We start from the raw sequence: 12,271 nt of genomic DNA, 5'->3' as shown, positions 1-12,271 counted from the left end.
TGCTGCGCGGCGGTGAAGGCCGCGAGCCCCCACCCCGACCCTCCCCCGGAAGGGGAGGGAGAAACAAGAGGAGAGATCGTGGCGCGTCATGCGGCGGCAATCATTTCGTAGACCTCGTCCTCAGTCGAACCACCGGGTAGCTCACCCACCTTCTGCCGGTCGCGCAACACCACGATGCGATGCGCCACGCGCACCACTTCGCTCATCTCCGACGAGATGAAGATCACCGCCATGCCCGCGCGCGCGAGCCGCAGGATCTCTTCCATGATTTCCTGCTTGGCCGCCACGTCGATGCCGCGCGTGGGTTCGTCCAGGATCAGGAGGCGCGGCTCGGTCGCGAGCCAGCGCGCGATCATGGCTTTCTGCTGGTTGCCGCCCGAGAGCAGGCCGATGGGCGTTTCGACGCTCGCGGTCTTGATGCCCAGCGAGGCGACGAAGCGCTCGGCCATCGTGGTCTGCTCGGCGTGCGAGAGAAATTTCCGCGTGCCGAGCCGGGCCTGCAGCGCGAGCGCGATGTTCTCGCGCACCGACAGCTCGGCCACGATGCCGTCGGTCTTGCGCTCTTCGGGGCACAGCGCAAGGCCTTCGCGGATCGCATCGGCCGGGTTCGAGAAACTGACGGAGCGACCGTCGATCTTCAGCACGCCACGGTCGGGTGATTCGAGCCCGAACAGCAGGCGCGCCAGTTCGGTGCGGCCCGCGCCGAGCAGGCCGGCGATGCCGACGACCTCGCCGGCACGCACGCGCAGATCGGTCGCCTGCAACTGCCCCGCCTGCCCCAGTCCTTCGGATTGCAGCAGCGCCGGCGCGGCCTCGTCGAATGCAGGCAGCGCGGCAGGTCGTGCCGATTGCGCCGCCAACTCGCGACCCAGCATCGCCGCGATCAAGGCTTGCGGACCGAGGTCCACCGCCTTCCACTCGCCCACCCAGTTGCCGTTGCGCAGCACGGTGATGCGGTCGGACACCGCGTACATCTGGTTCAGGAAGTGCGTCACGAAGACGATGGCAAGGCCCTCGCCGCGCAAGCGCCGCAGCACCTCGAACAGCTTCTCCACCTCGTCATCGTCCAGGCTCGAAGTCGGCTCATCGAGGATCAGCACCTTCGACGACACACCGAGCGCCCGCGCGATCGCCACCATCTGCTGCACCGCGACCGAATAGCTCGACAGCAAGCGCGTCACGTCGATGTCGAGCCCGATGCGCGCCAGCAGCTCCGAAGCCCTGCGGTTCACCGCCGCCCAGTCGATGCGAAAGCCCTGCATCGCGCCGCAGCGCGGATAGCGCCCCGCGAACACGTTCTCCGCCACCGAGAGGTTCGGACACAGGTTCACCTCCTGGTAGACCGTGCTGATGCCCAGCTTCTGCGCCTCCAGCGGCGAGCCGGGCCGGATGGCCTGGCCATCGAGAAACATCTCTCCGCCGCTCGACGGCAGCACGCCCGTGAGCACCTTGATGAGCGTGGACTTGCCCGCGCCGTTCTGCCCCATCAGCGCATGGATCTCGCCTGGGTAGAGCTTCAGCTGCACGCCGTTGAGCACCGGGATGCCGGCGAACTGCTTGTGGATGCCCCGCAACTCCAGCACGGGGGGGATGCCGCTGTCGGTCATGCGTTCACTTGTTCTTGTTGTAGACGTCGACGAACACTGCCGCCAGCAGCACCAGCCCCTTGATGACCTGCTGGTAGTCGATGCCGATGCCCAGGATCGACATGCCGTTGTTCATCACGCCCATGATGAAGGCGCCGATCACCGCGCCCATTACCCGGCCCACGCCGCCCGAGGCCGAGGCGCCGCCGATGAAGCAGGCAGCAATCACATCGAGCTCGAAACCCAGGCCCGCCTTGGGCGTCGCCGTGTTCAGGCGCGCCGCGAACACAAGCCCCGCCAACGCCGCCAGCGCCCCCATGTTCACGAAGGTGAGGAACGCCAGCCGCTGCGTCTTCACACCCGACAGCCGCGCCGCCTTCTCGTTGCCGCCCAGCGCATAGATGCGCCGGCCGATGGTCGTGCGGTTGGTGACGAAGTCGTACACCACGATCAGCACCGCCATCACCACCAGCACGTTGGGCAGGCCCTTGTAGGTCGAGAGCAGGTAGCTGAAGAAAAGAATGATCGCCGCGAAGAACAGGTTCTTCACGAGGAAGAAGGCGTAGGGCTCCTGCTCCATGCCATGCGCCTTGAGCTTGGCGCGCCCGCGCAGCTTGAAGAACACCAGCGCCGCAGCCGCCAGCGCGCCCACGATCAGCGAGGTGGTGCGCACCGTGTCGCCGCCGAGCGAATCGGGGATGAAGCCCGAACTCAGGCGCTGGAACTCGACCGGAAACGGTCCCACCGACTGCCCCGCCAGCAGCGCCAGCGTGAGCCCCTTGAACACCAGCATGCCCGCGAGCGTGACGATGAACGAAGGGATCTTGCGGAACGCCACGAACCAGCCCTGCGCGGCGCCGATCACCGCACCGGCCGCGATGCTGATGATCGCGGTCGGTATGAAGTGCCATTCGTACTCCACCATCAGCACCGCCGCGAGCGCGCCGATGAAGCCGCAGACCGAGCCCACCGACAGGTCGATGTGCCCCGCCACGATCACCAGCAGCATGCCCAGCGCCATGATGACGACGTAGCTGTTCTGCAGCAGCAGGTTGGTGAGGTTGAGCGGCCGCAGCAGCGTGCCGTCGGTCAGCACCTGGAACAGCACCATGATCGCGACCAGCGAGATCAGCATGCCGTACTCGCGCAGGTTGTTCTTCAGGAAGCCTACGTGCAGCTTCGGAGAGGCAACGGGAGCGGCGCCCTGCACCGCGTTGGCTTCAGGCAGCGACATGGACAGAACTCCCCGCGCTCACGATGGCATGCATGATGCGTTCCTGCGACGCCTCGGCCGCGGTGAACTCGGCCACGAAGCGCCCCTCGTTCATCACGTAGATGCGGTCGCACATGCCCAGCAGCTCGGGCAGTTCGGAAGAAATCATGAGAATGCCTTTGCCCTCGCTCGCGAGCTGGTCGATGATGGTGTAGATCTCGTACTTGGCGCCCACGTCGATGCCGCGCGTGGGCTCGTCCAATATCAGCAGCTCGGGCTTGGTGAAGAGCCACTTGCTCAGCACCACCTTCTGCTGGTTGCCGCCCGACAGGTTGACCACCAGCTGCTCGACGCCCGAACAGCGGATGTTCAATGCCTTCTTGAAGTCGTTCGCCACCTTGAACTCGCGCCCGTCGTCGATCACCGCGCGTTCGGAAATCGCATCGAGGTTCGCGAGGCTGATGTTCTTGCGGATGCCCTCCTCCAGCACCAGCCCGAGGCCCTTGCGGTCTTCGGTGACGTAGGCGATGCCGTGGTCGATGGCCTTGCGCACGGTGCTCACATCCACCGGCTTGCCGTGCATCAGCACCGAGCCGCTGATGCGCTGGCCGTACGACTTGCCGAACACGCTCATCGCCAGCTCGGTGCGCCCCGCGCCCATGAGGCCCGCGATGCCGACGATCTCGCCCTGGCGCACCTGCAGGTTCACGCCCTTGATCTGCTCGCGGTCGGCATGCAGCGCGTGGTGCACGCGCCAGTCGCGCACCTCCAGCACCGTCTCGCCGATCTTCGGCGAGCGCTGCGGATAGCGGTGTTCCATGTCGCGGCCCACCATGCCGCGGATGATGCGGTCTTCGCTGATCGGCGCGCCGCGACAGTCCATGGTCTCCACCGTCGCGCCGTCGCGCAGCACGGTGATCGAATCGGCCACCTTGGCGATCTCGTTGAGCTTGTGCGAGATGAGGATCGACGCGATGCCCTGGCGCTTCAGTTCGAGCAGCAGCGCGAGCAGCGCATCGCTGTCGTTCTCGTTCAGGCTCGCGGTGGGCTCGTCGAGGATCAGCAGCTTCACCTCCTTCGCCAGCGCCTTGGCGATCTCCACCAGCTGCTGCTTGCCCACGCCCAGGTCGGTCACGAGCGTGGTGGGCGGCTCCTTCAGGCCCACCTTGGCGAGCAGCTCGCGCGTCTTCGCATAGGCGGCGAACCAGTCGATCACGCCGCCGCTCGCGATCTCGTTGCCCAGGAAGATGTTCTCGGCAATCGAGAGCAGCGGCACCAGCGCGAGCTCCTGGTGAATGATGATGATGCCCAGCTTCTCGCTGTCGGCGATGCCCTTGAAGCGGCGCAGCTCGCCCTCGAAATGGATCTCGCCGGTGTATGAGTCGCACGGGTAGACACCGCTCAGCACCTTCATGAGCGTCGACTTGCCCGCGCCGTTCTCGCCGACCACCGCGTGGATCTCCCCCGCGCGCACGGCGAGGTTGACGTTGCTCAGGGCCTTCACGCCCGGGAACGTCTTGGTGATCCCGCGCATCTCGAGGATCGTGCGCGCTTCGCCGGCCGGGCTCACTTGACCTGGCTTTCCTTGTAGTAGCCGCTGTCCACCAGCACCTGCTTCCAGTTGGAGCCGTCCACGCTCACCGGCTTGAGCAGGTACGAGGGCACGACCTTGATGCCGTTGTTGTAGGTCTTGGTGTCGTTCACCTCGGGCGTCTTGCCCGAGAGCATGGCGTCGACCATCGAGACCGTCACCTTGGCCAGCTCGCGCGTGTCCTTGAACACGGTGGAGCTTTGCTCCTTGCGCAGGATCGACTTGACCGACGGAATCTCCGCGTCCTGCCCCGACACCACCGGCATCGGCTGCGAGCCCGAGCCGTAGCCCACGCCCTTGAGCGACGACAGGATGCCGATGGAGAGGCCGTCGTACGGCGACAGCACCGCATCGACGCGGTCCTTCGTGTAGTAGGCCGACAGCAGGTTGTCCATGCGGGCCTGCGCCACTGCGCCGTCCCAGCGCAGCGTGCCGACCTTGTCCATGCCCATCTGCTTGCTGCGCACCACGAGCTTGCCGCTCTTGATGTACGGGTCGAGCACCGACATCGCGCCGTTGTAGAAGAAGAAGGCGTTGTTGTCGTCGGGCGATCCGCCGAACAGCTCGATGTTGAACGGGCCCTTGCCGCTCTTCAGGCCCAGTGCGGTTTCGATGGATTGCGCCTGCAGCACGCCGACCTGGAAGTTGTCGAAGGTGGCGTAGTAGTCGACGTTCTTCGAGCCCTTGATGAGCCGGTCGTAGGCGATGACCTTCACGCCCTTGTCAGCGGCCTTTTGCAGCACGTCGGAGAGTGTGGTGCCGTCGATGGCCGCGATCACCAGCACCTTCGAGCCCTTCGTCACCATGTTCTCGATCTGCGCGAGCTGGTTCGGGATGTCGTCGTCCGCGTACTGCAGGTCGGTCTTGTAGCCCTTGTCCTTGAAGTACTTGACCATGTTGGCGCCGTCGGCGATCCAGCGCGCCGACGACTTGGTGGGCATCGAGATGGCGATGAGGCCCTTGTCCTGCGCGTGGGCCAGCGGCGCGAAGCCGACGACGGCGAAGGCCAGGCCCGCGAGCGAGGCCTTGAGGAAGTTGCGTTTCATGTCGGTCGGTCCTCAGTACTTGCGGTTCGGGAATTCCTTGGCGGCGACTTCCATGGGGAAGATGCCTTCTTCGGTCACGATGCGCTTGGGCAGCGTCTTGCCGGCCTTGATGTCCTTCACCGCGCTCATGAGCTGCGGCCCGAGCAGCGGGCTGCATTCGACCGACACGTTGAGCTTGCCGGCGATCATGGCTTCGAAGGCGCCCTTCACCCCGTCGATGGAGATGATGGTGATGTCCTTCGCGGGCTTCATGCCGGCTTCTTCGATCGCCTGGATCGCGCCGATGGCCATGTCGTCGTTGTGCGCGTAAAGCACATTGATCTTCTTGCCCTCGGCCTTGAGGAAGGCTTCCATCACCTCCTTGCCCTTGGCGCGCGTGAAGTCGCCGGTCTGCGAGCGGGTGATCTTGAACTTCGGGTCGGCCTTGATGATTTCCTCGAAGCCCTTCTTGCGGTCGATGGCGGGGGCCGAGCCCACGGTGCCCTGCAGCTCGACGATGTTCACCTCGCCCTTCTGGTCCTTCATCTTCTCGACCAGCCAGCGGCCGGCCTTGCGGCCTTCCTCGGTGAAGTCGGAGCCCATGAAGGTCACGTAGAGCGAGTCGTCCTTGGTGTTCACGGAGCGGTCGGTCAGCACCACCGGAATCTTCGCGGCCTTGGCTTCGCGCAGCACGGTTTCCCAGCCCGACTCGACCACGGGCGAGAACGCGATCACGTCGACCTTCTGCGCGATGTACGAGCGGATGGCCTTGATCTGGTTCTCCTGCTTCTGCTGCGCGTCGGAGAACTTGAGCTCGATGCCCGCCTCCTTGGCCGAGGACTTGATCGACTCGGTGTTGGCGGTGCGCCATTCGCTCTCGGCGCCCACCTGCGCGAAGCCCAGCACGAGCTTCTTCTGCGCGAGGGCGGACACGGGCAGCAGGCTGCCCAGGGCTGCGGCGGCGAGCGCGGTGTTGAGGGTGCGGCGATTCATGGTCATGGGATGTCTCCTTCTGTTGACTTGCTTTTAAGAAACCGTTCGAGAACCGTTGGCTTTCAGCTCAGGCCAGCATGTAGCCGGTCTTCACCGTCGTGTAGAACTCCGCGGCGTGGCGCCCTTGTTCGCGCGGCCCGTAGCCCGACCCCTTGCGGCCACCGAAGGGCACATGAAAGTCCACCCCCGCGGTCGGCAGATTGACCATCGTCATGCCGACCACGGCATGGCGCCTGAAGTGCATCGCGTGCTTCAGCGAGTTGGTGCAGAGGCCTGCGCACAGGCCGAAGGGCGTGTCGTTGCACAGCGCGAGCGCTTCGTCGTAGTCGTCGGCGCGCAGCACGCAGGCCAGCGGCCCGAAGATTTCTTCGCGCGCGATGCGGTGTTCGGGTTGGGCCAGGAAGAGCGCGGGGCTCATGTAGTGGCCGGCGGTGGCGCGCTGCAGCGCTTCGCCGCCCCACACGTGCTCGGCGCCCTCCTCGCGTGCGATGTCGATCCACGCGAGGTTCTGCGCCAGCCGCTCTTCGTCGGCCACGGGGCCGATGTCGATGCCGCGCTCCAGCGCGTGGCCGATCTTCAGTGTCTTCAGGCGCTGGCGCAGCTGCGCCACGAAGGCGTCGTGCACGGCGGCTTCGACGATGAGGCGGCTCGACGCCGTGCAGCGCTGGCCGTTGGAAAAGTAGGCGCCCTGCACCGCGCAGTCGACGGCGCGGTCGAGGTCGGCATCGGCCAGCACCACCAGCGCGTTCTTGCCGCCCATCTCCAGCTGCACCTTGGCGCGCCGTGTGGTGGCGGCCTGCAGCACGCGTTCGCCGTTGGCGGCCGAGCCGGTGAAGCTCAGCGCATCGACCAGCGCGCTGTCGACCAGCGCCTGGCCCGCTTCGCGCCCGCTGCCCATCACGAGGTTGAACACGCCGGCCGGCAGCGTGGCGCGGCCGATGATGTCGGCGAGCGCCCAGCCGCAGGCCGGCACCAGCTCGGCCGGCTTGAAGACCACGCTGTTGCCATGCGCCAGCGCCGCGGCGATCTTGGAGGCCGGCACCGCGAAGGGCGTGTTCCATGGCGTGATGAGGCCCACCACGCCGACCGGCTCGCGCGTCACGTCGACCTGCACGCCGGCGCGCACCGAGGCCACGTTCTCGCCCCCGCCGCCGCGCAGGGCCTCGCCCGCGAAGAACTTGAAGATCTGGCCCGCGCGCGCCACCTCGGCCACGGCCTCGGGCAGCGTCTTGCCGACCTCGCGCGCCAGCAGCAGGCCCAGCTCGTCCTTGCGGGCGAGCAGCTCGGCGCCGATGCGGTCGAGCACGTCGGCGCGCCGCTGCGGCGTGCTGTGGCTCCAGTGCACGAAGGCCTCGCTGGCCGCGCGGACCGCCAGCTCCACCTGGCGCCGGTCGGCACGTGCGTACTCGGCCACCACTTCGCTGGTGTCCGATGGATTGACGCTGACACCGGTGGTCGCGCTGGTTTCCCAGCGGCCGTTGATGTACTGGCGCACGCTCTGCCGAAGCTCGCCGTGGATCACCGTGGCGTTGCCTTGTCTCTGTTGTGATGGGACTGGGGCGGGAGTCTAGAAACGATTTCGATATCGATCCAATCGTTTTTTAGACAAAATGCATATCAATCGGTGGATTCTGGAAAACCCCGTCAGACCTTCGTTCGCAGCCTCTTCATGAACACCTACAACCACTGGTTCATCCGCGCCCGCCTCAAGACCCGCCAGCTGCTGTTGCTGGTGGCGCTGGCCGAGGAAGGCAACATCCACCGCGCGGCGCAGGTGCTCAACATGACGCAGCCCGCCGCGTCGAAATTGCTGAAAGACCTGGAAGACGTGCTCGAGGTGCCGCTGTTCGACCGGCTGCCGCGCGGCATGCGCCCCACCTGGTACGGCGAAACCATGATCCGCCACGCCCGCGTGGCGCTGGCCAGCCTGAACCAGGCGCACGACGAGCTCACCGCGTTGAAGGCCGGACGCCTCGGCCAGGTGAACGTGGGCGCCATCACCGCGCCGGGCCTCACGCTGATGCCGCCGGCCGTGGCGATGGTCAAGCGCGAGCAGCCCGACCTGCGTGTGTCACTGGAGATCGAGACCAGCCCGGTGCTGCTCGAGCGGCTCGAGCAGGGCAAGCTCGACATCCTCGTGGCGCGGCTGTTCGCCGAGCACGACAAGTCGCAGCTGCGCTACGAGGCGCTCACCGAGGAGCCCGTGTGCGCGCTGGTGCGCCCCGGCCATCCGCTGCTGGGCGTGAGCGGGCTCACGCTGCGCGACGTGGTGGGCGCCGGCTGGATCGTGCCGCCCGCGGGCAGCGTGCTGCGCCACCGCTTCGAGCTGATGTTCCAGGAGGAAGGCCTGGCGCCGCCGGGCAACATCATCGAGAGCCCGGCGCTGCTGTTCATCACGCGCATGCTGCAGCAAAGCGACATGGTCGCGGTGCTGGCGACCGACGTGGCGCGCTACTACGCGGCGCACGGCATCGTGTCGCTGCTGCCGCTGGACATGCCCTGCCACATGGACGCCTTCGGCATCATCACGCGCACCGACCGGCTGCTGTCGCCGGCCGCGAAGGTGATGATGAAGGCGCTGAAGACCGCCAGCATGAGCGTCTACGGCCGCAAACTCGAGATGGACTGATCAGGTCCAGCCCGCGTCGACGGTGAACTCCTGCGCGGTGCACATCTTCGCGTCGTCCGACGCGAGGAACAGCACCATGCGCGCGATGTCTTCCGGCATCAGCTTGTCGGGCAGGCACTGGTTGCGGTGCAGCGCCTTCTCGCCCTCGTCGTCGAGCCACAGCGCCACCTGCCGCTCGGTCATCACCCAGCCGGGCGACACGGTGTTGATGCGGATGCGATCGCGGCCCAGCTCCACCGCGAGCCCGCGCGTGAGGCCGTTCACCGACGACTTGGCGATCGCGTAGCAAGGGTAGCCCGAGCCCTTGGTCTGCCAGCCCGTGGAGCCGAGGTTGATCACCGAGCCGAAGCCCAGGCGCTTCATGCCCGGCACCACCGACTGGATCGCGAACAGCGCGGGCCGCTCGTTGATGGCCATGCGGTTGTCGTAGTAGTCGGGCGTGACCGATGCGAGCGTGTGGCGGTCGTCGCTGGCCACGTTGTTGACCAGCACCGCGAAGTCGCCGAGCTCGGCGGCCGCATCGGCCACGGCCTGCTGCAGCGCGCCGATGTCGCGCACGTCGCAGGCGCGCCACCACGGCGCGGCGTGGCCGGCCCCGGCGATCTGCGCGGCGAGCGCCGCGCTGGCAGCTTCTGCAATATCGACAAAGGCCACGCGCGCGCCCTGCGCTGCGAAAGCAGCGACGATGGCCGCGCCGATGCCGCTGCCGCCGCCGGTGACGAACACGGTGCGGCCCTTCAGGCTGGGATGGATGGAAAGCTGGGGGGAATTCAAGAAAAGGTCTCCAGGGGGCATCTCATGACATTGCAAAACACATATCAATCAATGCAATTATTTTCCATTTCTATTATCAATATGCCTTGATACGATCCGCCGCGTCAAGGCGACATGACCTACAGAAAGAACAAATGAACATGCAAGAGACAAGCGCCCCTTCTTCGCCGCTCGCAGCGCCCCGCGTGCTCGGCACGCCCGAATGCCTCTGGTCCGCCGCCGCCGACCTCGGCGAAGGCACGCTGTGGTCGGTGCGCGAGCAGACGCTGTACTGGATCGACATCCTGCAGCCGCGCCTGTTCCGCTACGACCCGGCCACGGGCGCGCAGCGCACCTGGCACTTCGACGAAGAGATCACCGCGATTTCCGAGCGCGCATCGGCGCCGGGCCTGTTCCTCACGCTGCGCCGCGGCTTCGCGCTGTTCGACACCACCGCGCCCGGCGACACCGCGAAGCCGCGCTACCTGCACCAGCCCGAACCCGAGCGCACCGGCAACCGCTTCAACGACGGCAAGTGCGACAGCCGCGGCCGCTTCTGGGCCGGCAGCATGGACTTCGACTGCAAGGCGCCCACCGGCGCGCTCTACCGCTTCGACGCCGACAGCCATTGCACCCGGCACGACGACGGCTTCGAGGTGACCAACGGGCCGACGTGGTCGGGCGACGGCCGCACCATGTACTTCAACAACACGGCGATCAACAAGCTGTATGCCTACGACTTCGACATGGACGCCGGCACGGTGTCGAACAAGCGCGTGTGGCACCGCTTCCCGAAGGGCGACGGCCTGCCCGACGGCATGACCACCGACGCGGCCGGCCGCCTGTGGATCGCGCACTGGGACGGCGCCTGCGTCACCTGCCACGACCCGGTGAGCGCCGCCGAGCTGTGCCGCATCGCGCTGCCCGCGAGCAACGTGACCGACTGCGCCTTCGGCGGCGCCGACATGCAGACGCTCTACATCACGACGGCGCGCAACGGCCGCACCGAAGAGCAGCTGCAGGGCGAGCCGCTGGCCGGTGGGCTCTTCTCGGTGCGCATCGACAGCCCGGGCGTGCCGGCGGCGCTGTTCGCCGGTTAGGCGCCCTCGCGCGGCTGCAGCGACGGCAGGTGCGCCGCCGCGAAATCGGCGAACAGCCGGGCCCGCGCAAAGCTGCCGCGGGATGAGGGCCACACCGCGTGGACCGGAATCCTCGGCGACTCGAACTCGGTCAGCACCAGTTCGGCCTGCCCGCTGTCGAGCAGGTCGCGGATCTGCCACAGCGGCGTGAAGAACAAGCCCAGCCCGCTCAGCACCGCCGCATAGATCGCGGCCGTGTTGTCGGCCCGGAAGCGCCCCGTCACCTTGACGCGCTGCAGCGTGCCGTCGACCGTGAAGGGCCAGTGCGCATCGCTGCCGTGCGTGGTGCGCACCACACACTGGTGGTCGGCCAGGTCTTCGGGCCGCTGCGGCCGTCCGTGCCGCGCGAAGTACGCCGGCGAGCCGAACACCACCAGCCGCAGCTCGCCGAGCGGCTTGGCCGCCAGTTCGGAATCGGGCAGCTCGCCGATGCGGATGGCCAGGTCCAGCTCGCCTTCGATCAGGTCCACGAAACGGTCGGAAGCCGTGAGTTCGACCTCCATGTCCGGGTAGCGCTGCATGAACGCGCCGATCAGCGGCACCACGAAGGCCGGCGCGAACTGCACCGGCGCGGCCACGCGCAGCAGGCCCCGCGGCGAGGCGAGCTGGCTGCTGGCCTCGACGGCCGCCGCATCGAACTCCGCCAGCGCGGCCTGCACGCGGCGGTGGTAGGCCAACCCCACCTCGGTGACCGACGACTGCCGCGTGGTGCGGCGAAGGAGCTGCACGCCGAGGCTGCGCTCGAGCACGCTCAGCGAGCGGCTGATGGACTGCACCGAGCGCCCCAGGTGCCGGGCCGCCGCGCTCTGGCTGCCGTGGTCGACGATGGCCACGAAGGCCCGGATGTCCTGAATCTGGTCCATGGATTCTCTCGGTCTGGATGAAGGTCTATGGCGGCGCGCGTGGCTTCCCGATGGCGCCTGCCGTTCGTATCTTCGAGGCCTCGCGGTCGCAGGCCGCATGGCCACAAACGAAGGAATCATTCCATGAAACAACGACACAGACCCACCGTGCCGGTGATCGGCGCCGACGACTCAGAGGGGCTGCAACCCCGTCCGCGCACCTTGAACAACCACATCCAGGAGCTTGCCCAACCATGACCACAAGAAAACTGCCGGCCCGCTATGCGGGCATCGCCATGCCCTTCCTGCTGTCGATCTTCATGTCGTGCATCGTGGCGGGCATCTCCACGCTCAAGAGCGTGGGGCTGGCCTCGGGCCTCTTCCAGATGTGGATGGCCGCATGGGGCGTGTCGTGGCTGGCCGCGTTTCCGTCGCTGCTCGTGGTGCTGCCGGTGGTGCGCCGGATCGTCGCGGCGACGGTGCAGAGCCCGCAGCGCTGA

At 67.0% G+C, this 12,271-nt stretch carries 11 protein-coding genes; 3 read left to right on the top strand and 8 right to left on the bottom strand.

Annotated features, from left to right (window positions below; genetic code table 11):
• Window positions 1–86: 86 nt before the first annotated feature.
• The 6 genes from AC3WQM_RS13745 to AC3WQM_RS13720 all read right to left on the bottom strand — a co-directional run bounded on the left by AC3WQM_RS13745 (window position 87) and on the right by AC3WQM_RS13720 (window position 7,930).
• Window positions 87–1,607, bottom strand: coding sequence for a sugar ABC transporter ATP-binding protein (locus AC3WQM_RS13745; protein ID WP_492679395.1), 1,521 nt, complete (start codon window positions 1,605–1,607; stop codon window positions 87–89).
• Between the two features lie 4 nt (window positions 1,608–1,611).
• Entirely contained in the window at window positions 1,612–2,820 is a 1,209-nt protein-coding gene (gene mmsB, locus AC3WQM_RS13740) for a multiple monosaccharide ABC transporter permease (RefSeq protein WP_492679393.1), read from the bottom strand.
• Window positions 2,807–4,333: a multiple monosaccharide ABC transporter ATP-binding protein gene (gene mmsA, locus AC3WQM_RS13735; RefSeq protein ID WP_492679792.1), complete on the bottom strand. Its 1,527-nt coding sequence runs from the start codon at window positions 4,331–4,333 to the stop codon at window positions 2,807–2,809. The genes mmsB and mmsA overlap by 14 nt, the downstream gene beginning before the upstream one ends.
• A gap of 32 nt (window positions 4,334–4,365) precedes the next feature.
• Window positions 4,366–5,436, bottom strand: coding sequence for a multiple monosaccharide ABC transporter substrate-binding protein (gene chvE, locus AC3WQM_RS13730; RefSeq protein WP_492679391.1), 1,071 nt, complete (start codon window positions 5,434–5,436; stop codon window positions 4,366–4,368).
• 12 nt (window positions 5,437–5,448) lie between these two features.
• Entirely contained in the window at window positions 5,449–6,414 is a 966-nt protein-coding gene (locus tag AC3WQM_RS13725; RefSeq protein ID WP_492679389.1) for an ABC transporter substrate-binding protein, read from the bottom strand.
• A 61-nt stretch (window positions 6,415–6,475) separates the two neighbouring features.
• On the bottom strand, window positions 6,476–7,930 hold the full coding sequence (locus AC3WQM_RS13720; RefSeq protein WP_492679387.1) for an aldehyde dehydrogenase family protein: 1,455 nt from the start codon (window positions 7,928–7,930) through the stop codon (window positions 6,476–6,478).
• A gap of 147 nt (window positions 7,931–8,077) precedes the next feature.
• Here AC3WQM_RS13720 and AC3WQM_RS13715 point away from each other — a divergent pair, with 147 nt between their 5' ends.
• Window positions 8,078–9,037, top strand: coding sequence for a LysR family transcriptional regulator (locus AC3WQM_RS13715; protein WP_489059174.1), 960 nt, complete (start codon window positions 8,078–8,080; stop codon window positions 9,035–9,037).
• Here the strand turns inward: AC3WQM_RS13715 and AC3WQM_RS13710 are convergent, their stop codons facing one another.
• Entirely contained in the window at window positions 9,038–9,832 is a 795-nt protein-coding gene (locus AC3WQM_RS13710) for an SDR family NAD(P)-dependent oxidoreductase (protein WP_492679385.1), read from the bottom strand. It lies immediately after the preceding gene.
• Between the two features lie 113 nt (window positions 9,833–9,945).
• On the opposite strand from AC3WQM_RS13710, the gene AC3WQM_RS13705 reads away from it, so the two are divergent.
• On the top strand, window positions 9,946–10,890 hold the full coding sequence (locus tag AC3WQM_RS13705; RefSeq protein WP_492679383.1) for an SMP-30/gluconolactonase/LRE family protein: 945 nt from the start codon (window positions 9,946–9,948) through the stop codon (window positions 10,888–10,890).
• On the opposite strand, the gene AC3WQM_RS13700 is transcribed toward AC3WQM_RS13705, so the two are convergent.
• The gene (locus AC3WQM_RS13700) at window positions 10,887–11,792 is read right to left on the bottom strand and encodes a LysR family transcriptional regulator (protein ID WP_489059180.1); all 906 of its coding nucleotides are present in this window, start codon (window positions 11,790–11,792) and stop codon (window positions 10,887–10,889) included. The two genes, AC3WQM_RS13705 and AC3WQM_RS13700, sit on opposite strands and share 4 nt — an antisense overlap.
• 233 nt (window positions 11,793–12,025) lie before the next feature.
• Between AC3WQM_RS13700 and AC3WQM_RS13695 the strand changes: the two genes are divergently transcribed.
• Window positions 12,026–12,271, top strand: a complete 246-nt coding sequence (locus AC3WQM_RS13695) for a DUF2798 domain-containing protein (protein ID WP_070060049.1) — start codon at window positions 12,026–12,028, stop codon at window positions 12,269–12,271.

The organism is Variovorax sp. FW301-JW7 (genome assembly GCF_058788795.1).
This window is presented reverse-complemented; position numbering and strand designations above follow the sequence as displayed.